This window comes from Nocardia brasiliensis NBRC 14402 (assembly GCF_000308475.2).
Taxonomy (GTDB): domain Bacteria; phylum Actinomycetota; class Actinomycetes; order Mycobacteriales; family Mycobacteriaceae; genus Nocardia; species Nocardia brasiliensis.
Window position 1 is genome coordinate 18287 of the sequence record NZ_BAFT02000064.1, and the last position, 24866, is coordinate 43152.

The 24866-nt window shown below is 68.8% G+C and carries 25 protein-coding genes and 1 tRNA gene; 9 read left to right on the forward strand and 17 right to left on the reverse strand.

Going from position 1 to position 24866, the window contains the following annotated elements:
• The 6 genes from TY25_RS22495 to dapB form a co-directional block, all read right to left on the reverse strand.
• Positions 1-1020: a DUF8320 family protein gene (locus tag TY25_RS22495; protein WP_042259007.1), complete on the reverse strand. Its 1020-nt coding sequence runs from the start codon at positions 1018-1020 to the stop codon at positions 1-3.
• Entirely contained in the window at positions 1013-2335 is a 1323-nt protein-coding gene (locus TY25_RS22500) for an ATP-binding protein (RefSeq protein WP_226887233.1), read from the reverse strand. The genes TY25_RS22495 and TY25_RS22500 overlap by 8 nt, the downstream gene beginning before the upstream one ends.
• Positions 2299-2988: a response regulator transcription factor gene (locus tag TY25_RS22505; protein ID WP_014986865.1), complete on the reverse strand. Its 690-nt coding sequence runs from the start codon at positions 2986-2988 to the stop codon at positions 2299-2301. The genes TY25_RS22500 and TY25_RS22505 overlap by 37 nt, the downstream gene beginning before the upstream one ends.
• Positions 2989-3156: 168 nt before the next feature.
• Positions 3157-3612 carry a flavodoxin family protein gene (locus tag TY25_RS22510; RefSeq protein ID WP_029899153.1) on the reverse strand — a complete coding sequence of 152 codons (456 nt, stop codon included), beginning with the start codon at positions 3610-3612 and terminating at the stop codon, positions 3157-3159.
• A gap of 9 nt (positions 3613-3621) precedes the next feature.
• Positions 3622-4131, reverse strand: coding sequence for a hypothetical protein (locus TY25_RS22515; protein WP_042259009.1), 510 nt, complete (start codon positions 4129-4131; stop codon positions 3622-3624).
• Between the two features lie 25 nt (positions 4132-4156).
• Entirely contained in the window at positions 4157-4903 is a 747-nt protein-coding gene (gene dapB / locus TY25_RS22520; protein ID WP_042259043.1) for a 4-hydroxy-tetrahydrodipicolinate reductase, read from the reverse strand.
• A gap of 133 nt (positions 4904-5036) precedes the next feature.
• Between dapB and TY25_RS22525 the strand changes: the two genes are divergently transcribed.
• Positions 5037-5858 (forward strand): alpha/beta fold hydrolase, encoded by an 822-nt coding sequence (locus tag TY25_RS22525; protein WP_162184220.1) that lies wholly within the window; start codon positions 5037-5039, stop codon positions 5856-5858.
• Here the strand turns inward: TY25_RS22525 and TY25_RS22530 are convergent, their stop codons facing one another.
• From TY25_RS22530 to TY25_RS22545, 4 genes are all read right to left on the reverse strand, one after another.
• A complete protein-coding gene (locus TY25_RS22530) occupies positions 5859-6284 on the reverse strand; it encodes a type II toxin-antitoxin system VapC family toxin (protein WP_052383120.1) in 426 nt (141 codons plus the stop codon).
• Complete coding sequence (locus TY25_RS22535; RefSeq protein ID WP_042259011.1) at positions 6281-6556, reverse strand: type II toxin-antitoxin system Phd/YefM family antitoxin; 276 nt, start codon at positions 6554-6556, stop codon at positions 6281-6283. Before TY25_RS22535 ends, TY25_RS22530 begins: the two co-directional genes overlap by 4 nt.
• Positions 6557-6756: 200 nt before the next feature.
• The gene (locus TY25_RS22540) at positions 6757-7869 is read right to left on the reverse strand and encodes an alcohol dehydrogenase catalytic domain-containing protein (RefSeq protein ID WP_042259012.1); all 1113 of its coding nucleotides are present in this window, start codon (positions 7867-7869) and stop codon (positions 6757-6759) included.
• Positions 7870-7920: 51 nt separating this feature from the next.
• Positions 7921-9222, reverse strand: a complete 1302-nt coding sequence (locus tag TY25_RS22545) for a DUF418 domain-containing protein (RefSeq protein WP_081869022.1) — start codon at positions 9220-9222, stop codon at positions 7921-7923.
• Positions 9223-9425: 203 nt separating this feature from the next.
• Between TY25_RS22545 and TY25_RS22550 the strand changes: the two genes are divergently transcribed.
• The 4 genes from TY25_RS22550 (at position 9426) to TY25_RS22565 (ending at position 13014) form a co-directional block, all read left to right on the forward strand.
• A complete protein-coding gene (locus TY25_RS22550) occupies positions 9426-10073 on the forward strand; it encodes a response regulator (protein ID WP_042259013.1) in 648 nt (215 codons plus the stop codon).
• A complete protein-coding gene (locus TY25_RS22555; protein ID WP_042259015.1) occupies positions 10070-11152 on the forward strand; it encodes a sensor histidine kinase in 1083 nt (360 codons plus the stop codon). Before TY25_RS22550 ends, TY25_RS22555 begins: the two co-directional genes overlap by 4 nt.
• Positions 11153-11291: 139 nt before the next feature.
• On the forward strand, positions 11292-11687 hold the full coding sequence (locus tag TY25_RS22560) for a VOC family protein (protein WP_042259046.1): 396 nt from the start codon (positions 11292-11294) through the stop codon (positions 11685-11687).
• A gap of 196 nt (positions 11688-11883) precedes the next feature.
• Positions 11884-13014 carry an SGNH/GDSL hydrolase family protein gene (locus TY25_RS22565; RefSeq protein ID WP_146153910.1) on the forward strand — a complete coding sequence of 377 codons (1131 nt, stop codon included), beginning with the start codon at positions 11884-11886 and terminating at the stop codon, positions 13012-13014.
• 3 nt (positions 13015-13017) lie between these two features.
• Here the strand turns inward: TY25_RS22565 and TY25_RS22570 are convergent, their stop codons facing one another.
• The gene (locus tag TY25_RS22570; RefSeq protein ID WP_042259017.1) at positions 13018-14421 is read right to left on the reverse strand and encodes a hypothetical protein; all 1404 of its coding nucleotides are present in this window, start codon (positions 14419-14421) and stop codon (positions 13018-13020) included.
• A 144-nt stretch (positions 14422-14565) separates the two neighbouring features.
• On the opposite strand from TY25_RS22570, the gene TY25_RS22575 reads away from it, so the two are divergent.
• The 3 genes from TY25_RS22575 (at position 14566) to TY25_RS22585 (ending at position 17552) form a co-directional block, all read left to right on the forward strand.
• Positions 14566-14973, forward strand: coding sequence for a hypothetical protein (locus TY25_RS22575; RefSeq protein ID WP_042259018.1), 408 nt, complete (start codon positions 14566-14568; stop codon positions 14971-14973).
• 117 nt (positions 14974-15090) lie between these two features.
• The gene (locus TY25_RS22580) at positions 15091-16023 is read left to right on the forward strand and encodes an FAD-dependent oxidoreductase (protein ID WP_042259019.1); all 933 of its coding nucleotides are present in this window, start codon (positions 15091-15093) and stop codon (positions 16021-16023) included.
• A gap of 167 nt (positions 16024-16190) precedes the next feature.
• Positions 16191-17552, forward strand: coding sequence for an ABC1 kinase family protein (locus tag TY25_RS22585; protein ID WP_042259047.1), 1362 nt, complete (start codon positions 16191-16193; stop codon positions 17550-17552).
• A gap of 4 nt (positions 17553-17556) precedes the next feature.
• Here the strand turns inward: TY25_RS22585 and TY25_RS22590 are convergent.
• Positions 17557-17629 (reverse strand) — tRNA-Gly (locus TY25_RS22590).
• 74 nt (positions 17630-17703) lie between these two features.
• On the reverse strand, positions 17704-18924 hold the full coding sequence (locus TY25_RS22595) for an MFS transporter (protein ID WP_042259048.1): 1221 nt from the start codon (positions 18922-18924) through the stop codon (positions 17704-17706).
• 93 nt (positions 18925-19017) lie between these two features.
• Between TY25_RS22595 and TY25_RS22600 the strand changes: the two genes are divergently transcribed.
• On the forward strand, positions 19018-19350 hold the full coding sequence (locus TY25_RS22600; RefSeq protein ID WP_042259020.1) for an ArsR/SmtB family transcription factor: 333 nt from the start codon (positions 19018-19020) through the stop codon (positions 19348-19350).
• Between the two features lie 16 nt (positions 19351-19366).
• Here the strand turns inward: TY25_RS22600 and TY25_RS22605 are convergent, their stop codons facing one another.
• The 4 genes from TY25_RS22605 to TY25_RS22620 all read right to left on the reverse strand — a co-directional run bounded on the left by TY25_RS22605 (position 19367) and on the right by TY25_RS22620 (position 24818).
• Entirely contained in the window at positions 19367-20662 is a 1296-nt protein-coding gene (locus tag TY25_RS22605; RefSeq protein ID WP_042259049.1) for a M16 family metallopeptidase, read from the reverse strand.
• Positions 20663-20748: 86 nt separating this feature from the next.
• A complete protein-coding gene (locus TY25_RS22610) occupies positions 20749-23040 on the reverse strand; it encodes a polyribonucleotide nucleotidyltransferase (RefSeq protein ID WP_042259022.1) in 2292 nt (763 codons plus the stop codon).
• 375 nt (positions 23041-23415) lie between these two features.
• Complete coding sequence (rpsO, locus tag TY25_RS22615; RefSeq protein ID WP_014986888.1) at positions 23416-23685, reverse strand: 30S ribosomal protein S15; 270 nt, start codon at positions 23683-23685, stop codon at positions 23416-23418.
• A gap of 164 nt (positions 23686-23849) precedes the next feature.
• Complete coding sequence (locus TY25_RS22620) at positions 23850-24818, reverse strand: bifunctional riboflavin kinase/FAD synthetase (protein ID WP_042259023.1); 969 nt, start codon at positions 24816-24818, stop codon at positions 23850-23852.
• Between the last annotated feature and the right edge of the window lie 48 nt (positions 24819-24866).

Genomic DNA, 24866 nt, shown 5'->3' on the forward strand with positions numbered 1-24866 from the left:
CTAGGTGGAGACCTTGATGCTGCCCGCGGCGTCGATCTCGGTGCGGCGGTCCTGTTCGGGGGCGTTGGCGAGGATGGTGGCGAGGATGCGGCGGCCCATCGGCAGCACGCGCACCGTGACCGACCCCGCGTTGGCGGCGTCCAATTCCTTTGTCGCGGCTTCGATCACCTGCTGGCGGACCCAGCGCGGCACCCCGGCGAAACCGCCGTCGTCGAGCAGCACCACCTCGACCCCGCGCGAACGCGCGCCGCGCGCGGCACTGCTGAGCTCGTCGGTGACCAGTTGCGGAGCGCGCAGTCCGTCGCGCAGTTCGGCTTCCAGCAGCCGGCACTGTTCTCGTTCGGCGGCGGTGAGTTCGACGCCGTCGGCGATGCGCTCCAGGATCGGCCGGGCGACCTTGTCGAGCCGGGCCAGCTGGCGGTCGCGTTCACCGTTCTCTGCGGCCATCGTCGCCTCGGCGGCGGCGCGCATCGTCGATTCCTCGCGCAGCAGCCGCAGCGAGCGCTGAGTGGGCCGCATGATCAGCGCGAACAGCGACACCCCCGCCACCGTCGAGATGGGCACGATCGCCCCGGCGATCACCCCGCCGCGCACCCCGTTGAGCACGCCGACGGTCGCGATCACGACCGCGACACCGCCGACCCCCAGCCAGGCCGCGCCGAGCCTGCCGCGCAACACCAGCACCGCCAGCACGTAGGACGACGCGAACGCCGTCCACACCTGCTTGGACCAGTTCTGCTCCACCTCGAACGAGGTGAGCAAGGTCGCCAGCGGACCGGAGGCCGCCACGAACGCGGTCGCCGGCCACGGCAGCGGATCCACCGGAATCACCAGCACCAGCACGCCCGCCGCGGCCAGCAGCGCCAGCGCCGCGGCCGCCGGAATCAGCGGCGACTCACTGAAATTGCGCACCATGTACAGCACGATGGTCGCCTGCAGGATCAGCAGGAACAGGCCCGCCGCCGGATCCCGCAGCCCGAGCAGATCGCGCAGGCCGAATTCGGCGTCGGTGTCAGCCATCGCTACCCCACACCAGGGTCACCGTGGTGCCTTCACCCGGTTGCGATTCCACGAAGCCCGCGCCACCGGCGAGCTGGCGCATCCGGCCCAGGATGCTCACCGAGATGCCGAGCCGGTCGGCCGGCACCTGGCTCATGTCGAAACCCGCTCCGTCGTCCCGGAATACGACCCGGATACCGCCCGCGCTGATGGTCACCGTCACCGTGCGCTGCACCTCGCGACCCGGCACGGTGGCGTGCCGCAGGCTGTTGCGCACCGCCTCGGTGAGCGCGGCGGCGATGGTGCCCGCGGCATCCACCGGGAGTCGCAGATCGTCGAAGCCGGACCAGCGCCGCGCGGTGAAGCGGATGCCCGCGTTCACCTCGTGCACGGCCGAGCGCAGGAATCCGGTGGCCGACTGCGCGTCCAGCCGATTCGGTTCCACCTCGCCGACCCGGCATTCGTCGAGCTGTTCGAGCGTCTGCTCGGCCTGCCTGCGCAGCACCGGCGAATCGGTGCCCGCGCGGGACGCGTCGAGCAGTGTGGACAACACGGCATCGTGGATCAGCGCGGCGAAGCGGGCCCGTTCCCGATCGCGCGCCGCGGCGCCGGCCACGGCGGCCGCGCGCCTGCTCTCGATCTCCGACTCCCGATCCACCCGGTCGGCCGCCGCCTTGGCGTAGATCGCGCACCACAGGAACAGCGCGCACAATCCTGCCGCGCGAACGAAGTCACCCGCCCACACCAGCGGCGTCGTGTGCGGCACCACCAGCCCGTTCGACAGCGACGCCACCGCGGAACCGACCACCAGATAGGCGACCGCGGGCAGTGGCCGCCAGGCGAGCACGGCCGCGAGCACGCCGAGCGCGAGCACCCGGTACAACCACACCGAACTCACGTCCGGCGCGGGATGCGGATACGAGAGCGGAATCACCACGAGCGCCGCGAGGAAGCTCACCGCGGCCGCACCGGCGACCAGCTGAATCAGCTGTCTGCTCAGGCTGATCGACACCACGGCGAGCACCGGGAACAGCCCGAAGGCGAGCACCATCGTGACGATCGTCCAGCCGGCATCGAGAAACCGGCTCTGCCCGGCGATCTCCGGCAGCTCCACCACCGCGACGATCACGCCGGCGATGCCGATGGCCAAGCCGAAGCGCCGCAGGATCCGGTCGGACGCGCCCTCGTACGCACTCTGTTTGGACGCCGCCACGATGCCACGGCGCCAACGGCTCGGGCCGGAACGGCCGAGCGAGACAGAGCGGGAGTTCGTCGAGGTGTCCAGCATGCTGGACACCGTCATGTGCGCGAGTTCCGCTCGGGCACCGGTAGCCACCCGTCCTCCACCGCCCGCTTGTACAGGTCGGTCTTGGTCGGCGCCGGACGTCCCGCGTCGGCGTACTTCTGCCGAATGCGACCGAGGTAGTCGTTGACCGTCTGCTCGGACAGCCCGGTCAGCCGCGCGACGCGGGAGGCTTTCTCACCCGACGCGTAGAGCGTGAGCACCTCTTGTTGTCGCGGGCTCAGTCGCAGATCGGACAATTGCGGGTCACCGTCGATGGCGGCGGCCCAGTCGGTGGTCACCACCTGTTCGCCCGAGGCCGCGCGGCGCACGGCCGCGACCACGGTCTGCACGTCCTCGGACTTGCGCACCACGCCCAGCACGCCGGCCCGGGCCGCGGAACGCACCAGGAACGCGTTGTCGGCGCCGGTGAAGATCAGCACCTCGATCCCGAGGCGGTCGCGCAGGGTGCGCACGTTGTCCTCGGGGTTCGACCCGTCGGCCAGTCGTAGGTCGAGCATGACCAGGTCGAGTTGCGGCAAGTTCTGCGCGGCGGCCAGCAGTTCCGGCACCGTACCGGCGGTCAGCACCAAATCGAGATCGGGTTCCGGCGCCAGCATGGCGGCCAGCCCGATCGCGACTGATTCGTGGTCTTCGACCACTCCGATCCGGCGCGACACGTTTTCGCCCCCTTCGGCCAACGTCACCTGAAATTCTCCATTCCCGAGCAAACTCGTTCACATCCCCACCGCGACAACGTTCTGTCAGTATGCAGGTCCCGCGCTCGGAATGGTCAGACACTAGAAATCGGGGCCGCATTCGCGTCGGCTACCGGCAGGTATTGTCACCGCTGGCTACTTCGGAGAAAAAATCTGTCATACGTCCATAAGCTGGGCGGCAATGGTCGCACCCAGTTCCCAGCAGCGCTGGAGGTCGTCCTTTCCCGGTGCCCCAGAGACGATTACGGGCGCGGCAGCAAGCGTCCAGCCGAGTCCGGTGGTGATACTCGTCACGCCGCGTTCGGCGCCTTCGGTGCCCTCGTTGCCGTGCAGATAGAAACCGAACGGCCTGCCCCCCGTGGAATCCAGGCACGGATAATAGAACGTATCGAAGGCGTGTTTCAGTGCGCCCGACATATATCCGAGGTTCGCCGGACTACCGAGCAGATAGCCGTCCGCCGCGAGCACGTCCGAGGCGGTCACCCCCAATGCGGCCCGGCGCACCACCTCGACCCCTGCGATCTCGGGGTCGGTCGCGCCCGACACCACCGCCTCGAACATCGCCTGCATGTGCGGGGACGGCGTGTGATGAACGATCAGCAACTGCGGCACCCGACGAGCCTATGCCCGCTGTTCGCGTTCGAGTCGCTCCAGCGCGACGGCGCGGCGCATGGTGTCGCGGGCCCGCCCGCGGTCCCCCGCGTAGTCGTAGGCGCGGGCCAGCCGGTACGACACGCGCCAATTGTCGGGATCGGCTTCCCATTCCGCTTTGACCTGGTTGAACAGCTCGTCGGCGGCGGCGCGTTCGATCCGGCCGGAGGGGCGGCGCGGCAACTCGCTGATATCGAGTTCCCGGCCTTCGTCGTGCATGCGGCGAGCCAGGTGCTGATGGGCCAGCGCGGCCCGCACGGTCGCGGTGACGATCCAGACGCCGACCAGCGGCAGGATCAGCACGCCGACGCCGATGAGGATCGCGGCGATCTCACCGGAGGCGATGAGGCTGAACGCGATTCGGCCGAGCAGCACGAAGTAGAAGACGAGGACGACGACCAGGACCGCGAGAAACGCGACGACCTTGACCACGTCGCGGTTCTGCTTGTCGCCGTCGGCGGCCGCGGCGTTCACCGGCATACCCCGGTACCGCGCACGTTCGTGTTCACAGGTCGAGGAAGGGGTCGAGGCCGACGGTCAGTCCGGGACGGCCGGCGATCTCCCGGACCCCGAGCAGCACGCCCGGGGCGAAGGACGAGCGGTCGATGGAGTCGTGCCGGATGGTGAGGGTCTCGCCCTGGGTGCCGAACAGCACCTCCTGGTGGGCGACCAGTCCGGCGAGGCGTACCGAATGCACCCGCACGCCGTCGACGTCGGCGCCGCGCGCACCGTCGAGTTCGGTGCTGGTGGCGTCGGGACTGCGACCGACGCCCGCCTTGTCCCGGGCCGCGGCGATCAACCCGGCCGTGCGGTAGGCGGTGCCGGAGGGCGCGTCGGCTTTGTTCGGGTGATGCAACTCGATGACCTCGACGGATTCGAAGAACCGTGCGGCCTGTTCGGCGAAGCGCATGGACAGCACGGCGCCGATGGCGAAGTTCGGGGCGATGAGCACGCCGGTCTCGGGCCGGTCGGCGAGCCAGCCGCGCACCTCGTCGAGGCGGGCCGCGTCGAAGCCGGTGGTGCCGACCACCGCGTGGATGCCGTTGCGCACCAGGAACTTCAGATTGTCCATCACCACGTCGGGGTGCGTGAAGTCGACGACCACCTGCGTGTTCGCCGCGGTGAAGGTGTCGAGCGCGTCGTCTTTGTCGACGGCCGCGACCAGCTCCAGGTCGTCGGCCGCTGCCACGGCCGCACAGATGGCCTGTCCGACTTTGCCGCGCGCTCCCAGCACTCCGACCCGAATGGTCACCACATCTCCTCAGTCCTCGTCGTCGGTGTCAGCCTATCGACCTGGTCGCCGCGCCGGTCCGCGGACCTCTGTGATTTACATTGCTATATGCGCATAATTGCGCCTGTCCGTTTTCTGCCCTACGGTCACCAGGGTGACTTCGATCCAGGCCCGGGCAGCAGCATTTCTCGACGCACACGACAGCCGGAAGACGACTGCCGGACAACATGATTGGCATTACTACGCGGGTGGCGCGGGCGATCCGGTATTGCTGCTCACGGGCGGCGCCGGGATCGGGATCGGCTGGCTGGATGTGGCGCACGCGCTGACGTCGCGCTGCCGGACGATCGCGCCCGACTATCCGTCGAGTATCACCTCGTGCGCCGAGCTGGTCGACGGTTTGGTGGCGGTGCTCGACGCGGAGGGCATCGAGCGGGCGCATGTGGTGGGACAGTCCGCGGGTGGCATGTTCGCGGAGCTGCTGTCGCGCCGGGTTCCGGCGCGCGTCCGGTCGCTGACGTTGTCGAGCACGGGTTTGTACGGCCCCGAGGATGTGGACCGGCTGCGGGGGCGGATCGAGGTCACGTTGGCGACGCCGTGGCCGGAGACCCGCGAGGCGATCCGGACCGCGTTGCGCGCCACCTGGAAGGATTCCGACGAGGCCGAGTTCTGGATCGATCAGGTGCTGCGCGCGTCCGATGTGCACGGCAGTGTCGGCTCCGCGAATTCGTATGGGCTGCTCCTGGAACTCGCCGAGCAGGTCGACGATCTCCTGCGCGGCCCTGCCTGGTCGGGGCCGACGCTGATCTTCCGCGCGGACGACGATCCGCTGATCACCCCCACCCACACCGATCGCCTCCGCGAACTACATCCGGGAGCCGAGTACCGCACGTTCGCCGAGGGCGGCCACTCCCTGGCGATCAGCCGCACCGCCGACTACATCGCCCTGGTGACCGAGTTCCTCAGCCGCACTTGATTATTCATTCCACGGGCAGACCAGCGGAACTCCGGTCGGCTCGAAATGCTTCACATTACGAGTGACAACCGCGAAGCCGTGCGACTCCGCGGTTGCCGCGATCAACACATCCGCCGACTCGACAGACGTCCCACTCTGCTCGAGCCTGGCCGCCAGGCGTCCCCAGGCTTGGGCGACAACCGCATCGACCGGCAAGATGCGCCGCCCGAAGCGGGTGAGCAACGACTCCGTCAACCACTCCACCAGCCGCTGCCGCTTGGGCGAATCCGGCAGCTTCTCGATGCCCTTCCGAATCTCCCCCAGGGTGATGACGCTGAGGTGGAGCCGGTCCTCATCCGCTGTGTGCAACCAACGAATGAGGCCCGGATCCGGTTGCGGCTTCATCCATTCCGACACGGCACAGGTGTCGAGAACGTAGTTCTTCACAGGTCGATGTCGCGCAGTTCCGACCGGATACGTTCGATCTCTAGACCGGAATCACGCAGCGGCGAATCGGCGAAGAACTCCGCGAGACTGCCCTTCCGGCTTGTCTTCTGGTCCCATTCGTCGATGGGCACCACCACCGCGACTTCACGTCCGTGCTTGCTGATCACTTGCGGCCCCTCCCGCTCTACGGTGTCGATCAACTCGGACAGTCGAGCCTTCGCGTCGGCGAGCGGCCACACGATATCCGGGCGCTGCGGCCGCTTCCGAGTCATCCGGTCCCCGTTTCGACTATTTTGACTACTCTGGTCACTGCAACGCTACGCGCCGCCCCCGCCCGGTGCCAGACATATCGGCTGCCATCTTCTGCCACACCCCACAGCGTCTTGGCGCGCGCCGACGCGCGGCCGCCCTGTCCGGCTGGCCCCACGCCGAATCCGCGCGCTCACGCCACCACTTCGCCGACCGGCTGGGTTCAGTCGAAGACGATCACCTGGCGCAGCGCGTGGCCCGCGGCCAGGTCGTCCATGGCGCGGTTGATCTCGTCGAGCCCGATATGCGCGGAGACCAGCCGCTCGACCGGCAGCCTGCCCGCGCGCCACATCTCGACGTAGGCCGGGATGTCGCGGGCGGGCACGGCGGAGCCGAGGTAGCTGCCGACGATGGAACGGCCCTGCGCGACCAGGGCGAGCGGGGAGATGGCGGCGCGCGCGTCGGGTGCGGGCAGCCCGACGGTGACCGTGGTACCACCGGGAGCCGTTGCGGCGACCGCGGTTTCGAAGGCGCGGATATTGCCCGCGGCCTCCACGACGATCTCCGCCTGCACGCCGAGTTCGGCCACCTGCGCGGGGGTGTATGCCGCGGTAGCACCCAATTCCGTTGCCAGGCTCAGCTTTTCCGGCACGGTGTCGACCGCGATCACCTCGTGCCCGGCGGCCGCGAGCGATACCGCGACGAGCACCGCGGCCATGCCGACACCGCCGAGCCCGACCACCATGATCCGGTCGCCCGGCCCCGGCTTCGCCGAATTGAGCAGCGCGCCACCGCCGGTCAGCACCGCACAACCGAGCACGGCGGCCACCTCGGGCGGCACGTCGTCGGCCACGGGAACCACCGATCGGCGATCCACCACGGCGTGCGTGGCGAAGGCGGACACGCCCAGATGGTGGTGTACCTCCGCACCGTCGCGGTGCAGCCGCCGGCCACCGCCGAGCAGTTCGCCCGCGTTGTTGGCGACGCTGCCCGGCACGCACGGCGTGCGCCCGTCCGTCGCACAGCCCGCGCACTCGCCACACCGCGGCAGAAAGGTCATCACCACGCGCTGTCCGAGCGCGAGGTCGCTCTCCCCCGGCCCGATCGCCTCGACCCGGCCCGCCGCCTCGTGCCCGAGCAGCATGGGCACCGGGCGCACCCGGTTGCCGTCCACCACGGACAGGTCCGAATGGCACAGCCCGGCCGCTTCGATCCGAACCAGCAGCTCACCCGGGCCGGGCGCACCGAGTTCCAGCTCACTCACCCGGATCGGCGTCGATTCGGCAAACGGCACGGGCGCCGCGATCTGCTCCAGGACCGCCCCACGAATCTTCATTCCGCCGACGCTACCGCCCGCACTGTCGCCGGCCCAGACCCGCTCGGCCGATCACCGGACCCGCCGGGCCACCGTGGTGGCCCGGTGCAGCAACCATTCGAGCGGGCCGCGGGCGAAGAAGCGGGTCCAGCAGTAGGCGAACATCAGGATGATCGCGCTGAGGCCGAGCAGCACCGGAAGACTGTCCGCGGGAAGCGTGTCGATACCGAGGATCGCCACGGCGACGATGTGGAACACATACGCGGTCAACGACATGGTGCCGACCGCGATCAGCGGCGCGCTCACCCGGCGGAACCAGCCGGACCGAGCACCGGCCAGCACGCAGGCGATCAGGACCGCGATGGCCGCACCGGTGTTCGCGACGATCGACAGCGTGGTCTCGCTGTGCGGCACCGCGACCAGTTGCTCCCGCCAGCCGGGCTGTTCCGCGGCCAGATCCGACCACCACGACGCGTCCATCAGCCCGGCCGACGACACCGTGCCGGGCACCACCCGCAACGCCACCGCGGAGCCGCCGTAACCCAGCACCGCGAGCGCGATCCCGATCGCCAGCACCCGGCGCCGAATCACTCTGTCGGACAGGTCGAGTCGCGCCACCGCCATGCCCGCGAGCACGAACGGCAGCCAGGTCAGCGCCGGATAGCTGCCCGTGAACAGTAGGCCGATCAGCCCACCGGAACTGCCGACCGCGTCGCCGCGACCGCTGGCCCACGCGAGCGGATCGTGGCCGTCGACGGCGTCGAACCAGCCGGGCGGCGCATCGGTCACCAGGAACCAGATCTGCGGCAACACGAGCGCGCTCAGCGCGGCGAGCACCGCCAGCGTCGTGGCGCGCAGCCGCGACAGCGGCAGCGCCAGCACGAAGTACAAGCCGTAGTAGGCCAGGATCACCTCGACCGGCGTGCCGAGCGCGGTCAGCCCGGTGCCGACCACCAGCAGGATGCCCGCCCGGATCAGCACCTTCACCACCGCCTGGCGGCCGTCTCGACCGGTTTTGGGCACCCGCCGCCCGGTGATCAGCACGATCGAGAACCCGGCGAGGAACGCGAACAGCGCGGAGGACCGCCCGTGCGCCAGTTCCATGGCGAACCCGACGACCCCGCCGCGGTCGGGGATCGGCCCGAGGTGCGCCGCGAACATGCCGAGCACCGCGATCCCGCGCGCGAGATCGACCCCGATCAGCCGTCCGGCCGCACGGGCCGTCGCGCCGTCCGCGGGTTCGACCCGTGCCACCTCAGCCGGCGTCATCCCGGCCCGCCCCTGCTGCACCGCCGCGACCTCGTCCCGCCCAGCACCTGCCGCACGCTCCGGTCCGGCCACGACCGACGCGGCCGGAACACCATGGTGTGCCATGTTCTTCAGCCTCGGCGACCGATCGCGCGGCGGGTATCCGGCGCAGGTCCGGAGCCGGTCTGCCCGTCGGCCGCCCCGCTCCGCCGATCGGCTGGTCCACCCCCGCCGTCCGGCTGTGCGCCGGGGTCGTGCGCAGCCCGGTGAACAGGGCAGATCTAGGCTCGACGGGGAGCGGGCAACGACGGCGAAAAGGGTACGAGCGAATGATTCGGGTGGTGGTCGTCGACGACGAGGCCCTGGTGCGCTCCGGATTCGAGCTGATCCTGAACGCCGCGGCCGATATCGAGGTGGTGGCCACGGCGACCGGTTCGGAAGCGGTGGCTGCGGTCGAGCGGGAACGGCCCGACGTGGTGCTGCTCGATATCAGGATGCCCGACGTCGACGGGCTCGCGGTGCTGCGTCTGCTGCGCGCACTGCCCGAGGCTCCCACGGTGGCGATGCTGACCACCTTCGACACCGACGAATACATCCTTTCCGCATTGCGTTCGGGCGCAGCAGGTTTCGTGCTCAAGGATACCGAGCCGGAGCAACTCGCCCAGCTGACACGCACACTCGCCGCGGGCGGTGTCGTGCTGTCGCCGAAGGCGTCCGCGGCACTGTTGCGCAATGCCGAACCGGCCACCAGCGCCGAATTCGACGCCGAGGCCGCGCGCGTCGAGCGCCTGACCGAACGCGAACGCGCGGTGCTCGTCGAGCTGGCCGCGGGCCTGTCCAACGCCGAGATCGGACAGCAGCTCCATCTGAGCGTCGGCACGGTGAAAGACCATGTCAGCGCGATCTTCACCAAACTGCGCGTGAGCAGCCGGGTCCAAGCGGCCCTGCTCGCCCAGCGAGCCGGACTGCTGCCATGAAGCGGATCAACCCGTGGCTGATCGACCTCGCGCTGGTCGTCGTCGCCGCGGCCGACGTGTACGTCGACGGCGACGACGGCACCGTGAGCGCGCGCATCGCCGGCGGTATCGCCTGCGCGGGCCTGCTGCTGCGCAGACGCTTTCCACTGGTGGCCTTCCTGCTGACCTTGCCCGCGAGCCTGCTGCTCGCCGTGCTGGCCGCGCCCGCGATCGCGCTGTACACGCTGGCCGACCGCACCAGGAACCGCGCGCTGCTGACGTCCGCCGCGCTCGCCACCGCCGTCGCCGCGGCGTTTCCCTGGCCGGGCTCGAACGACTACCGCACGCCGGACACCCTCGTCTCGCTCGCCTATTCCCTGGCCTGGGCCGGCGCTCCGGTGCTGCTCGGCCAGCTGATGCGGACCCGCCGCGAGTTGTCCACCCGGCTCTCCGAAATCGAGGCCGCCCGCGACCACGAACGCCTGCTGCACGCCCAAGCCGTGCTGGCCCGCGAACGCGCGCAGATCGGCCGGGAGATGCACGACGTCGTCGCGCACCAGGTGAGCCTGATCGCCGTGAGCGCAGGCGCTTTACAGGTCGCGACGACCGATGCGGCCGCCGCCGAGACCGCGCGCACCATTCGCAGGCTCAGCGTGGACACCCTCGACGAGCTGCGCCACATGGTCACCCTGCTGCGCGCCGCGGGCGGCCAGGGCACCGAGCTGACCCCGCAACCGACCCTGGCCGATCTGCGAAAGCTGCTCGACTCCAGCGGTATTCAGGTCGAATTCAGCGGAGATCTGCCGGCCGACCTCGGCGCGCCCGCGCAGCGCACGATCTATCGGACGGTGCAGGAGGCGCTGACCAACGTCCGCAAACACGCGCCCGGCGCGACCGCCGAGGTGCGGTTGTGGCACGACGCCGACCAGCTCGGCGTCACCGTCACCAACACCCGGCCCACCCGGCCCGCGATGCGACTGCCCAGCTCACGGCACGGATTGGTCGGCCTCGGCGAACGCGCGGAACTGCTCGGCGGCAGCTTCACCTCCGGGCCGTGCGCCGACGGCGGCTATCGCGCCGAATTGCGGCTGCCGCGCTGAGCCGAAACATGGTCTGCGTCACGGGATGCTGGCGAAATCCGTCGGATGTTTGCTAGCGTCGTCGACCGTGACGGTGCTCCCGTTGGCCGCCTTGTACCGAGCCCGGGGTCGGGATCGTCACGACACAAGGAGAAATCCCCTGTCAGTACAGTTCAATCACACCATTGTCGGTTGCCGCGATAATCGGGTGACCGCAGAATTCTGGGCAGACATCCTGGGTACCGAACTCGGCGCCGAATGGGGCCCGTTCATCCCGCTGCCGCTGGACAACGGTGTCACGTTCGATTTCGCGAATGTGCCGCCGCACGTCACCGAGATATCACCCCAGCACTATGCCTTCTTGATCAGCGAGGCCGAATTCGACGCGGCCTACGCCAAGATCCAGCGTTACAAACTGGAGCACTGGGCCGATCCCCGCCAACAGGGGGTCAACGAGATCAACCACAACGACGGCGGTCGCGGCGTCTACTTCCTGGACCCCAACGGCCACTTCCTGGAATTGATCACGGTGCCCTACGGCGGCTGGCCGAGCTAGCGGCGCGGGGCGGCGTCCGCACGGGCGCCGCCCCGGCCCGGCACACTATCCATTTTTATTCTTTTCTATCACTCCACTCGAATTCGACTGTCCCGGTTTGTTTTTCGAGTTCGGCGTGCCGCGCCCGGCGACTGCGTATTCTCGTCATGTCCGGAAGGCCTTGCGCCTTTTTGTATTTGCGATATGCGAGTTTGCCATGCCTACTGCGGTGCAGAATTTGATCGTGCTCGGCGACAGTTTGTCGGACGTCGGTAACAAGCGCGAAGCGCCGACCGGTTTGTTCGCCCGTGCGCTGAAAGCGATGCGGACCAACGAGATCGGGCGCTTCAGCGACGGGAAGAACTGGACCGACTTCCTGGTCGAGTGGACCGGCGCGGACCCGCTGGTCCGCGGCGACAAGGACGCGACGGAGAGCGCGACCCTGCCGCACCGCAGCCTGACCACCCGCTCGATGCTGCTGAAGACGGACACGAACACGAATCCGCCACTGTTCTATGCCAATTACGCCGAAGGCGGGGCGATCGCCGCCTCGGACTGGAAACCCAAGGCCGGAGCGCTGGGTTATCTGAAGAACGAGATCGAGGCGTACCTGGCGGCGCGCCGGGCGATGGGCGCGAACTATCGCGGCCACACCCTGCACATCATCTGGATCGGCTTGAACGACATCGTCACCGCCGAACGCGGCGCGGGCCTGGTGATGGGCGAGCGGGAGGTCTACCGGGTCGGCTACTTCGAGTCGAACAAGGACGGCACCGGCATCACACCCATCATCGAGGAGATCAAGGGCCTGGTCGACAGCATCGCCAACGCCTCGGGCAACCGCGACCAGGAGCATTTCCTGCTCATCGATCTGCCGAGCCCGACCATCTCGATCCGCTTCCTCGATCAGATCGCCGACGGCAAGCGCAAACAGGTGGACAAGTTCGAGGCGAACACGGTCCGCTTCAACGATCAGCTGGATTACCTCGCCACGCATTGGCCCTCGACCGCCGAGGATCCCGGCCCCGGCGCGCAGAAGGACAACATCACGCTGGTCCGGATGAACGCGTGGATGAAGTTCGTCGCCGAACACCAGGACGCGTTCGATCTCAAGGGTTTCGCCCAGGAGCACGGTGTTCCCGTGCACTATCTGGGGCAGCGCGACCCGGTCGAGCCGGTGTTCCGCCGCTTCCTCACCACCAGCGATCTGGCCCATCCCACCGAGGCGGTGTACCAGCTCATCGCGCGAAAGATCGCCGAAGACCTGCTCACCAAATACACCCTCGGCAAGCTGACCGCGCAGACCTGGCCCGCGTTGCGGCCCTACCCCGCGGTCGTCCCCGAGTAGGGCTCACTCGTCGGGCGGCTCCGGCGGCCACGGATTCGGTTTCACGTTCTGCGGTTTGCGGGTCGGGATGTCGTCCCAGTCGAAATGGATCCCGACCCAGGCCTTGGGGCGATCGAAACGCACTTCGCCCGCGCTGAACCGCGCGCCCACGAAGGAGATGTCGCCGAAGAAGTCACCCTCGGTGAAGTCCACCGCGCGGCCCGCGAACGTGGTGCCCGCGAAGGTGGTCGTGCCATGGAATTCCGCGCGGCGGAAATCGGTTTCCCGGGTCCCCCGGTTGCGCATGCGCGCCGGTGCCCCGATCCGTGTCTCGTCGAAGGCGACCGTGCCCGCCTCGAAGTTGGTGCCCGCGAAGGTGATCCGGGCGCTCGACAGTTCCGCCCCGGTGAATGCGAGGTGCTGACCGTCGAGCGTGGCGCGGTCGAACGCGGTGACCTCCGCCTGGAACTTCGTGTCCTGGAACGAGGTTCGCGCCCCGGTGCAGCGCATTCCGGTGAAGCTGGTGCGCGGGCCGAGGAAGACCGCGTGCTCGAACGACACCGAACAGTCGAAGTCCGCGCCGTCGAACGTGGTGCCGTAGCTCGCGCGCTCCCCTTTCTCGCCGCGGGCCGAGCCGAACTGCGCCCGTTCGAAAAGCACCGGCCCGTCCTGGAATCGCGCATCCCGGAACGTGACGTGCGGACCGGCGAAGACGGCGTGCTCGAACGTGGTGCGCCCGGTGAACAGGGCCCCGGCGAAGGAGGTGTGCCGTCCCGCGAACACGGTGTCGCGGAAGTCGCCCTGTTCGAGCACGGCGCGGTTGAACGTGAACTCGCACTGCGACCAGGAGATCTCGGCCGACCGGCGCAGGTGATCGGCGATCACCTTGACGATGGTTCGGCGGACTTCGCGATCGTTCTGCCGGAACTGGTAGACCCGCTCGACCTTCAGCCCGGATTCGTCCACCGTTTCCGCCTGCGAGACAAGGTGGTTCGCCCCGGCGACCGGGTCGTAGGGCAGCCGCAGGTAGCCGCACAGCACATCGACGCACTGCTGGCGCCGGCTCGGCGCGCGGAAGTCGTCGGCGACGCCGGCCATCGCGTAGACCCCGGCGATGCGGACCGCCACGTCAGCGTCGCCGAGCTGCCGCGCGGCGGCGCCGAACAGTTCGGCGAATCGGCCGCGCTCCAGGTCGCGCTGGCGCCGGTAGGCCACCGCCAGCGCGACGGCGCCGCCGGCACCCGCCGCGACCGCCAGCGCGATCTTGGTGAGGTCCAGCCGGTTCGGCTGCTCGGCGGTGGCACCGAAGCCCAGCCACAGCAACCACCAGGTGAGTGCCGCGATGGCGAGCCCGCCGACGACCGCCATCGACACCGCAAGCAGTAACGCCGCGCGGTGCAGTCGGTCGCCCAACCTCCCCCATCGCATTAGCGCATGGTAGCCGGATTGCCGCCTGCCGACTACCGGACAAGATCGGCTACCACAGTGCCCCAACTCATTCCAGCATGTCCTCTTGCCACCGGGTCCGCGTGCCGGGGCATTGCGGTGTGGTTGCTCGAGTAGGGTGCCGTTATGTCTGCTTCCGATTCCCTCGACCCGGTCGCCGAGGTCGAGCACGTACACGCGCTGTTGTCGGCCTGGCTGGGCACCGATGCGGACCAGGAGGTGCTGGAGCAGTTCGCGGCCACCCAGCACGACGCGTTCTCGATGGTGACCCTGGACGGGGCTCGAGTGAGCCAATCGGAACTGCTGTCCGGATTGCGCCGCGCCAAGAACTCCAGGCCCGGTCTCGACATCGAGATCGACGACGTGGAACTGCTGCTCGTCGAGGGCAGCGTAACCGTCGTCCGGTTCTTGGAACGCCACCACTTCGACGGCAAACACACCGACCGCCGCAGCACCGCGGTCCTCACCACCGACGGCGCACCCCCGCGCTACCGCTGGCGGATCATCCAGGAAACCGCGGTACCGACCGACTGAACGGTGGTCCGTCGCGTCCGCCCCGGCCTAGCGAATCTTGATCCCGCACAGAGTCATTGACGTCGCCATTCCGTTCTTTTCAAGTCCGCGAGGGGTATTCGTAGGTACCGTCACGAGATGGCTGATGATGTTTTGGTGCTCGGGGCGGGCGTGATCGGGTTGACCACGGCGGTGTGCCTGGCGGAGGCAGGCCATCGGGTTCGGGTGTGGGCCGAACTGCCGCCCCGGCAGACCACCTCCGCCGTCGCGAGCGGTCTGTGGGGGCCGGGGCACACGCCGCGGGATCTGGCGTGGAGCCGGGTCTCCTTCGCCGAACTCTCCCGGCTCGCCAAGGAACCCGCGTCGGGCGTGCATTTCGAACGCGGACTCCAGGTGTCGAATCTTTCGGCCGAACCACCGCACTGGATGGACGATCTCGGCGAGGCCGAGTTCTGCCGGGCCGACGAGTTACCCGAGGGCATGCTGGTCGGATTGTGGTGCACCGCACCGCTCATCGACCTGCCGCGCTACCTGGACTACCTGACCGATCGGCTGTCCGCGGCGGGCATCGAGATCGAACAGCGCCGGGTGCGCGATCTCGGTGAGGCCACCGCCGCCGCGCCCGTCGTGGTGAACTGCACCGGCGTGGCCGCGGGCAAGCTCGTCGGCGATGCCGAGGTCCAGCCGGTGCGCGGTCAGCACGTCATCCTGCGCAATCCCGGTCTCACCGATTTCTACGTCGAGTTCGTCGAGGAACCGGAGTGGACCGGCATCTTCCCGCACGGTGAGCGCCTGATCCTCGGCGGGGCCCGGCACCCGGGCCGCTGGAGTCTGGACCCCGACCCCGAACTGGCCGAACGCATCCTGCGCCGCGCCATCGAGGTCGACGCGCGGCTGGCCGACGCCGAGGTGGTCGGCCACGAAGTGGGCCTGCGCCCGGGCCGCACCGCCGCCCGGCTGGACGAGGAGCAGATCGGCGGCGCCCGCGTGGTGCACAACTACGGTCACGACGGTATGGGTGTCAGCCTCTCGTGGGGCAGCGCCCGCGAAGTGGTCCGGCTGCTCGCCTGAGCACAGCACACCAAGCCGTCCGGCCCCGCCCCGACCCCCGCCCGGACACGCTCGATCCGCCGGTCGTTCCGATCACCGTCCGAACGCCTATTCTGTGTTCGGGTATGCAGGCAGTCGCGCGTGCCGTGAGCGAGCGGCCGGGCGCGCGCACCGACGACGGAGGATCGATGGCCCCATCGGGCGCCGCCACGCCACTTCGGTTGCAGCCGGTGTCGATCGGCACCGAGACCGCGCGGGTCGGCGCGACCCTGTGGCAGGCCGCCCGCGGCGGCGCGCGCCTGCTGTTCACCCGCCGCGACGGGCGGCCGCTGGCGAATCGAGCGGCACACGAGGCGCGCAACCGGTTCGCCGCGCTGGGACCCACCTACGTCAAGCTCGGTCAGCTCATCGCGTCGAGCCCCGGGGTCTTCCCCGAGACGCTGTCGAACGAGTTCCGCACCCTGCTGGATCGGGTCCCGCCGGCCGATCCGGCGGCGATCCGGACGCTGCTCACCGAGCAGCTGGGCGCGCCACCCGCGCAGCTGTTCGCGCACTTCGATCCTGCCCCGATCGCATCGGCCTCGATCGCACAGGTACACCGTGCGACTCTGCATTCGGGCACCGACGTGGTGGTGAAGATCCAGCGGCCGGGCATCAAGGCCCGCCTCGCCGCAGACCTGCAGATCCTGGAACGCGCGGCGCAGCTGCTCGAACTGTCCGAGTACGGCCGCATGCTCGGCGCGCGCGATATCGTGGCCGATTTCGCGGCCAACCTCAACGACGAGATCGATTTCCACACCGAGGCCACGGCCATGACCGAGTGGCCGGGATTCATCGCGAACACCCCGTTCGCGGCTCAGGTGCGGGTGCCGCAGGTGTATCCGGAATTCAGCACCACGAAGGTGCTGACGATGGAGTACATCGACGCCATCCGCATCGACGATGTCGCCGCCGTGCGCGCCGCGGGGTTCCGCGGCGCCGCGTTGCTGAAGACGATCCTGCTCTCGCTGCTGGAGTCGGCGTTCCGGGCCGGGCTGTTCCACGGCGATCTGCACGCGGGCAACGTCCTGGTCGACGCGGCGGGCAAGGTCGTGTTCCTGGATTGGGGCATCGTCGGCCGTTTCGACGACCGGACCCGGCTGCTGCTGCGCCGGCTCGTGGTGGAACTGATGGTGCACAACGACTTCGAGGCGGCGGGCCGCACCATTTTCGAGATGGGCGCGGTCCGGCGCCCGGGCAACGTCAAACGCGCGGCCCGCGATATCCGGTCGGTCACCGCCCCTTTGCAGAAATCCGATCTCGGCGCGCTGTCCTATACCCAGCTCGGTCGCCGCCTCGCGGAAGTGGCCAGGATTTACGAGGCCAAGCTGCCGCGCGAATTGGTGCTGGTCGGCAAACAACTGCTGTACGTCGAGCGTTATATGAAACTTCTTGCGCCGCAGTGGAAACCGCTCGAGGACCCGGACGTGCTCGGGTTCATGGCCGGCCTGTTGACGAAGGAGGAGATCGCAGCCACGGCGCCACGGCGTAAACAGCGGCTGGTTGAGTGAATTGAGCGGATGACGGGATTCGAACCCGCGACCCTCACCTTGGCAAGGTGATGCGCTACCAGCTGCGCTACATCCGCGTTCGCATCTCGAATCGCTCCGTGATGCGAGATGAAACTCTAGCCGATCGACGGCGGAAAATGCCAATCCGCCCTTACGCGGGCTGCCGGGCCGTCGCGCGATTGCGCCGCACGCCCAGACCGGCCGCGGCCAGGCAGGCCAGCGCGACGACCCCGACGAACCACGGGAACACGGTGCTCAGTCCCCACGTGGTGGCCGCCCAGCCGGCGAGAATGGTCGGCAACGCCATCGCCGTGTAGGCGAGCAGGTAGTACGCCGACATGGTCTCGCCCCGTTTGTGTTGTGGCACAACCTCGGACAGGTGCCGCAGCGAGCCGCCGAAGCCCAGGCCGAACGTCGCCCCGAGCAGCACGCCGGCCGCCAGCACCACGATCCAGTTGCCGGTATGCAGCGCGGGCACGGTGAGCACGAGCGCGATCGCCATGCCGGTGTCGCCGAGAATCGCGGCGCGCCGCGCGGGAATCGCGGTCGCGAACAACTGCGAGGTGGCCCCGGCCACCGCGGTCGAGGCGACCACCGCACCGCCGAAAACCAGGTTGTGGATGCCGGTTTCGGCCGAGGCCAGCGACGGGTACAGCGACAGCAGCACGCCCAGCACCGACCAGGCCGCCATCACACCGAGGGCGGAGAACCAGAAGTCACCGCGGATTTCTTGCGGCACAGCCGGTTTCGCGATCCGGATGCGTCCGGCGATGCGGGCGGTGTGCGGCTCCTCCAGCGCGATGATGCCGATACCGATGAGCAGGCACACGAAGGTGATGGCCACGTACGGCGTGCGCAGCGGGTGCGGGGCGTACTGGGCGAGCAGGGCCGAGCCCAGAATCGCCACGGCCATCCCGACATTGAAGGCCACGCCGCTCAGCTGACCGGAGCGCGCGCCGTGCTTGGGCCGCAGGTCGAGCAGGGCAGCCGCACCGGCGACCACGGTCGCGCCGACCGCGAACCCGTGCAGCGCCCGCGCGAGCAGCAGCATCGCCACGTTGTCGGCGAGCAGGAACACCGCGAGTCCCGCGATCATCGTCACGAACGCACCGAGCAGGACGGGCTTGCGGCCCACCACATCGGAGACTTTGCCGGACACCAGCACCGCGGCCAGCGCCGCGAACGCGTAGACCGCGAAGACGAAGGTCGTCGTCAGCGGCGAGAAATGCCACTCCTGCTGATACATGCCGTACAGCGGGGCGGGCACCCCGGACACCCCGAGCGCCACCCCGCTCGCGGCCAGGACCAGGGCATATGCCCAGCGCTGCGAGGTCCGCTCGCCCGTCTCGGGTGTCGCTACCGGCACTGCCATCGAAACTCCGATCAGGTAGGTTTGATAATGATCGAACCGCGCTCGACCATACATCCGGTACGACGATCATCAAACCCCAATGTGAGGTGGATCATGACCGATGCTAAAGATACGGTGGTCGATGTCCCACCGGTGGCCCCGCTGCCGACCGTGCTCGCCGCACTCCAGGACCCCGTGCGGCTCGAGATGGTGCGCCGCCTGAGCAATGCGGGCGCGGGCACTCCGGTGCGCTGCAACTCGCTCTACGACGCGATCAACAAATCGACCGCGACCCACCATTTCAAGATCCTGCGCGAAGCAGGCGTGATCGAGCGCGTGATCGTCGACGGCCAGATCTGGCAGCGCCTGCGCGCCACCGACGTCGAAGCGGCCCTTCCCGGCCTGCTCCCCTCGATCGTCGATGCCGCGAACCGCGCCGACGCCTGACCCGTCGGCGCGCGCCCTAGCCCTCGACCAACCGCCGCACGGCCGCGGGAATTTCCCGGGTTCGCTTGTACGGACCGGCGATCGAGGCCGCGAAGGGGCGGGCCAGCAGGGTGCGGGCGATCGCCGAGACCTCGTCGGTGGTGACCGCATCGATCCGGGCCAACGTCTCCGACACACTGCGATGGTTGCCGTAGCTGAGCTCGCTGCGGCCGATCCGGTTCATCCTGGACGCCGAATCCTCCAGGCCCAGCACCAGACCGCCGCGCAACGACCCCTTGGCCCGGGCGCACTCGGCATCGGAAATGCCGTCGGCCGCAACCTCTTCGAGCACGCCGCGGGCCAACGAAGCCACCTTGCCGAGGTTTTCCGGCTGGCAGCCGATGTACACCGAGAACGCCCCGGTGTCGGCGAAGGTGTCCACGCTGGAGTACACCGAGTAGGCGAGCCCGCGTTCCTCCCGGATGCGTTGGAACAACCGGGAACTCAGTCCGCCGCCGACCACGGTGTTGAGCACCGAGAGCGGCCAGCGCCGCTCCCCCTCGTGCCGCCCGAAGGCGCGCACCCCGAACGCCAGATGCGCCTGCTCGCTGTCGCGGTGGCTCCACTGCAGTTCGGGATCGCTGTGCGGCCGGAACCGTCCCTCCCGCCGTTTGGCGGGTTGCGCCGCCGGATCGAGCCGATTCTGGAACGCCCGGTGCACCAGCTCCACCGTGTGGTCGTGTTCGACGTTGCCCGCGACCGCGACGACCATCCGGTCCGGCCGGTAGCGCCGCAGGTGAAAGCCGCGCAGCTGCGCCGCGTGCATCGATTCGATGGACTCGATGGAGCCGATCACCGGCCGCCCGATCGGATGATCGCCGAACAGCGCGGACAGGAACGAGTCGCCGACCACGTCCTCCGGGTCGTCGTCGCGCATGGCGATCTCTTCGAGCACCACCTGCCGTTCCACGTCGACGTCGGCGGCGCGGCACAGCCCGTTGAGCACCACATCCGAGACCATGTCGACGGCCAGCGGCAGGTCCTCGTCGAGCACGTGCGCGTAGTAGCAGGTCTGCTCTTTCGCGGTGAACGCGTTGAGCTCGCCGCCGACCGCGTCCATCGCCTGCGCGATGTCGAGCGCGGTGCGCGTCGGTGTCGCCTTGAACAGCAGGTGCTCGAGGAAGTGGGCCGCACCGGCGACGGTCGGACCCTCGTCACGCGAACCGACGCCCACCCAGACGCCGATCGATGCCGAACGCACGCCGGGCACGTGCTCGGTGACCACGCGCAGCCCGCCGGGTAGCACGGTGCGCTGTACGCCGGGATCAATCATGTTCGCCCGCAGCTCCACAGACGAACCCCCCTGCTCGCGGCGGAGCAGAGGGGCTGTCGTCTTCTTCTTCGTCACAGAGACAAGTACTACTCTGCCCCTGCCGCGCCCGCATCAACGGTCTCGGCATCGGCAGGCGCGGCGGCCGCTTCGGCAGCCTCCTCTTCGACCGGCACCAGCGAGATCTTGCCGCGGTTGTCGATATCGGCGATCTCCACGCGCAGCTTGTCGCCGACGTTCACCACGTCTTCGACCTTCGCCACGCGCTTGCCGTTGCCCAGCTTGGAGATGTGCACCAGGCCGTCGCGGCCCGGCAGCAGCGAGACGAACGCGCCGAAGGCGGTGGTCTTGACGACCGTGCCGAGGAAGCGCTCGCCGACCTTCGGCAGCTGCGGGTTCGCGATGGCGTTGATCTGGTCGATCGCCGCCTGCGCCGCGGGGCCGTTGGTCGCACCGACGTAGACCGTGCCGTCGTCCTCGATCGAGATGTTGGCGCCGGTCTCCTCGGTGATCTGGTTGATCACCTTGCCCTTGGGCCCGATCACCTCGCCGATCTTGTCGACCGGGATCTTGATCGCGGTGACCCGCGGCGCGTACTGGCTCATCTCGTCCGGGGTGTCGATGGCCTCGGCCATGACCTCCAGGATGGTGTTGCGCGCGTCGTGCGCCTGGCTCAGCGCGCCGGCCAGCACCTGCGACGGGATGCCGTCCAGTTTGGTGTCGAGCTGCAGCGCGGTGACGAACTCCTTGGTGCCCGCGACCTTGAAGTCCATGTCGCCGAAGGCGTCCTCGGCGCCGAGGATGTCGGTCAGCGCGACGTAGCGCACCTCGTCCTCGCCCTTGTCGTTGGTGATCGTGTCCGACACCAGGCCCATCGCGATGCCGGCGACCGGCGCCTTCAGCGGCACACCGGCGTTCAGCAGCGACAGGGTCGAGGCGCAGACCGAGCCCATCGAGGTGGAACCGTTGGAGCTCAACGCTTCCGAGACCTGACGGATGGCGTACGGGAACTCTTCCTGGCTCGGCAGCACCGGCATCAGGGCCCGCTCGGCGAGCGCGCCGTGGCCGATCTCGCGGCGCTTCGGCGAACCGACGCGACCGGTCTCGCCGGTGGAGAACGGCGGGAAGTTGTAGTGGTGCATGTAGCGCTTGCTGGTCTCCGGGCCGAGCGAGTCGACCTGCTGGGCCATCTTCACCATGTCGAGGGTGGTGACGCCCATGATCTGGGTCTCGCCCCGCTCGAACAGCGCCGAACCGTGCGCGCGCGGCACCACGGCGACCTCGGCGGAGAGCGCGCGGATGTCCGCGAGCCCGCGGCCGTCGATGCGGAAGCCGTCGGTCAGGATGCGCTGGCGCACCAGCTTCTTGGTGACCGAGCGGAACGCGGCGCCCAGTTCCTTCTCGCGGCCGGCGAAGTCGTCGCCGAGCCGGGACAGCACGTCGAGCTTGATCTCGTCGATCTTCGCCTCGCGCTCCTGCTTGTCCGCGATCGAGAGCGCCTCGCCCAGCTCACGCTTGGCGGTGCCTTCGACGGCTTCGTAGACATCGGCCTCGTAGGGCGGGAAGAGCGGGAACTCACCGGTCGGCTTGGCGGCCAGCTCGGCGAGGTCGGCCTGAGCCTTGCAGAGGCGGGCGATGAACGGCTTGGCGGCCTCGAGGCCCTCCGCCACCACGGCCTCGGTCGGCGCCTGGGCGCCACCCTCGATCAGCGCGATGACCTTGTCGGTGGCCTCGGCCTCGACCATCATGATCGCGACGTCACCGGACTCGACCACGCGACCCGCGACGACCATGTCGAACACGGCGCCCTCGAGCTGCTCGACGGTCGGGAACGCGACCCACTGGCCGTCGATCAGCGCGACGCGCACGCCACCGACCGGGCCGGAGAACGGCAGGCCGGCGATCTGGGTGGAGGCGGACGCGGCGTTGATCGCGACGACGTCGTACAGGTCGTTCGGGTCCAGGCTCAGCACCGTGACGACGACCTGGATCTCGTTGCGCAGGCCGTCGACGAACGACGGGCGCAGCGGGCGGTCGATCAGGCGGCAGGTCAGGATCGCGTCGGTGGACGGGCGGCCCTCGCGACGGAAGAACGAGCCGGGGATACGGCCCGCGGCGTACATGCGCTCTTCGACGTCGACCGTCAGCGGGAAGAAGTCGAACTGGTCCTTCGGCGACTTGCCCGCGGTGGTGGCGGACAGCAGCATGGTCTCGTCGTCCAGGTAGGCGACGACCGCACCGGCGGCCTGCCGGGCGAGCCGGCCGGTCTCGAAGCGGACGGTGCGGGTACCGAGCGTGCCGTTGTCGATCAGCGCGACGGATTCGAACACACCGGGCTCGACCTCGACGGCCGAGGACTTGCGTTCAGTTGTTTCGGTCATTCTCTTCTCTCAACCTCTCGTCTTTCGCCGGCTCGAGCGCTTGGGCGGCGCGATCCGGCGCTTCGTCAGCCGTACCTGGGTACGGACGCGCGGCAACCCTCCTGGCTGCGACGCGCAGACCCGGCCGAATCCCCTTGGATCACGGCGACGCGGAGGCGGTCATCGATCGAAGCCCGCCGGCGGTCTATCCCCTGCCGGGAGGCCACTACCGAAGACCGACGCCACGCGGGCGGGTACTCACGGCTGTCCAAATGTCGTCGTGTAGCGGGCGCACAAATCCACTGTCGCCCCCATACACGAATAGCCAACGGGGAGATTGTACGTCTCCCCGTTGGCCGGGTTCCGGCTACCTCCGGTAACCGGTACTACGCGAACTCAGCGACGCAGGCCCAGACGCTCGATGAGCGAGCGGTAGCGCTGGATGTCGTTGGCGGCCAGGTACTTCGAGAGCCGACGACGACGACCGATCAGCGCGAGCAGGCCGTGCCGGGTGTGGTGGTCGTGCTTGTGCACCTTCAGGTGCTCGGTGAGATCGGAGATCCGCTTGGACAGCAGCGCGATCTGGGCCTCCGGCGAACCGGTGTCCTTCTCGTGCAGGCCGTATTCCTTCAGAATCGCCGACTTCTGCTCAGTGGTCAGAGCCATGAGGCATCCACTCCCTATTTCAGTGCCGCGCTCGAATTTCCGGTTACCCGGGTGTGGGCGCCGCCGCGGACCGCAGCAAACCCGAGGATCTACCTTACCGGAACGGGCGCGGTAGACCGAATCGCGGTGGATGCACCCGGTCGAGATGCCATTCACTGCCGGATTCACTTGCCCTCGGCGGCGAGCACCTTTCGCGCGTTCTCGACATCGCGGCCCATGGTCTCGATGAGTTCATCGATCGAATCGAATTTGCGCTGGCCGCGCACGTGGTCGACGAAATCGACCGCGACGTGCTGGCCGTAGAGATCGGCCTCACCGTCGAGCACATACGCCTCGACCGTGCGGGCGCGCCCGGAGAAGGTGGGGTTGGTGCCGACGGAGATCGCGGCCATCGCGCGTTCACCGGGGGTGACGGTGCCGATGGTCGGTCCGGGACCGAGCACGGTGAACCAGCCCGCGTACACGCCGTCGGCCGGGATCGCGGCGTGCATCGGCGGCGCGACGTTCGCGGTCGGGAAGCCGAGCTGACGCCCGCGCCCGTCGCCGTGCACGACCACGCCCTCGACCCGGTGCGGCCGGCCGAGCGCCTCGGCCGCGGCGGCCATATCGCCCGCGTCGACGCAGGCGCGAATGTAAGTGGAGGAGAAGGTGACCGCGTGTTCGCCGAGCAGCTTGACGCCGTCGACCTCGAAGCCCCAGCGCTTGCCGAGCTCACGCATGGTGTCGACGGTGCCTGCCGCCTTCTTGCCGAAGGTGAAGTTGTCGCCGATCACCACTTCGCTCACGTGCAGCCGCTCGACCAGCAGGTCGTGCACATAACGCACGGGCGTGAGCTTCATGAAAGCCTGGGTGAACGGCATCACGCAGAACACGTCGACGCCCAGTTCCTCGGCCAGTTCGGCCCGGCGGGTCAGGGTGGTCAGCTGCGCCGGATGCGAGCCGGGGCGGACCACCTCCATCGGATGCGGATCGAAGGTCATCAACACCGCGGGCACCCCGCGCGCGGCCGCCTTCTGCACCGCTCTGCTGATCAACTGCGCGTGTCCGCGGTGCACACCGTCGAACACACCGATCGTCAGTACACATCGGCCCCAGTCCGCGGGCACGTCCTCGAGACCTCGCCATCTCTGCACACGCGCAGCTTATATCGCGCACGGAAACCCGGTCCGACCGAAGTCGCT

Coding starts and splice junctions, on each gene's coding strand:
- TY25_RS22495 (WP_042259007.1), bottom strand. CDS start 1,020: ATGGCTGACACCGACGCCGAATTCGGCCTGCGCGATCTGCTCGGGCTG.
- TY25_RS22515 (WP_042259009.1), bottom strand. CDS start 4,131: ATGCCGGTGAACGCCGCGGCCGCCGACGGCGACAAGCAGAACCGCGAC.
- TY25_RS22535 (WP_042259011.1), bottom strand. CDS start 6,556: ATGACTCGGAAGCGGCCGCAGCGCCCGGATATCGTGTGGCCGCTCGCC.
- TY25_RS22540 (WP_042259012.1), bottom strand. CDS start 7,869: ATGAAGATTCGTGGGGCGGTCCTGGAGCAGATCGCGGCGCCCGTGCCG.
- TY25_RS22545 (WP_081869022.1), bottom strand. CDS start 9,222: ATGGCACACCATGGTGTTCCGGCCGCGTCGGTCGTGGCCGGACCGGAG.
- TY25_RS22550 (WP_042259013.1), top strand. CDS start 9,426: ATGATTCGGGTGGTGGTCGTCGACGACGAGGCCCTGGTGCGCTCCGGA.
- TY25_RS22555 (WP_042259015.1), top strand. CDS start 10,070: ATGAAGCGGATCAACCCGTGGCTGATCGACCTCGCGCTGGTCGTCGTC.
- TY25_RS22565 (WP_146153910.1), top strand. CDS start 11,884: ATGCCTACTGCGGTGCAGAATTTGATCGTGCTCGGCGACAGTTTGTCG.
- TY25_RS22570 (WP_042259017.1), bottom strand. CDS start 14,421: ATGCGATGGGGGAGGTTGGGCGACCGACTGCACCGCGCGGCGTTACTG.
- TY25_RS22575 (WP_042259018.1), top strand. CDS start 14,566: ATGTCTGCTTCCGATTCCCTCGACCCGGTCGCCGAGGTCGAGCACGTA.
- TY25_RS22580 (WP_042259019.1), top strand. CDS start 15,091: ATGGCTGATGATGTTTTGGTGCTCGGGGCGGGCGTGATCGGGTTGACC.
- TY25_RS22585 (WP_042259047.1), top strand. CDS start 16,191: ATGGCCCCATCGGGCGCCGCCACGCCACTTCGGTTGCAGCCGGTGTCG.
- TY25_RS22595 (WP_042259048.1), bottom strand. CDS start 18,924: ATGGCAGTGCCGGTAGCGACACCCGAGACGGGCGAGCGGACCTCGCAG.
- TY25_RS22600 (WP_042259020.1), top strand. CDS start 19,018: ATGACCGATGCTAAAGATACGGTGGTCGATGTCCCACCGGTGGCCCCG.
- TY25_RS22605 (WP_042259049.1), bottom strand. CDS start 20,662: ATGATTGATCCCGGCGTACAGCGCACCGTGCTACCCGGCGGGCTGCGC.
- TY25_RS22610 (WP_042259022.1), bottom strand. CDS start 23,040: ATGACCGAAACAACTGAACGCAAGTCCTCGGCCGTCGAGGTCGAGCCC.
- rpsO (WP_014986888.1), bottom strand. CDS start 23,685: ATGGCTCTGACCACTGAGCAGAAGTCGGCGATTCTGAAGGAATACGGC.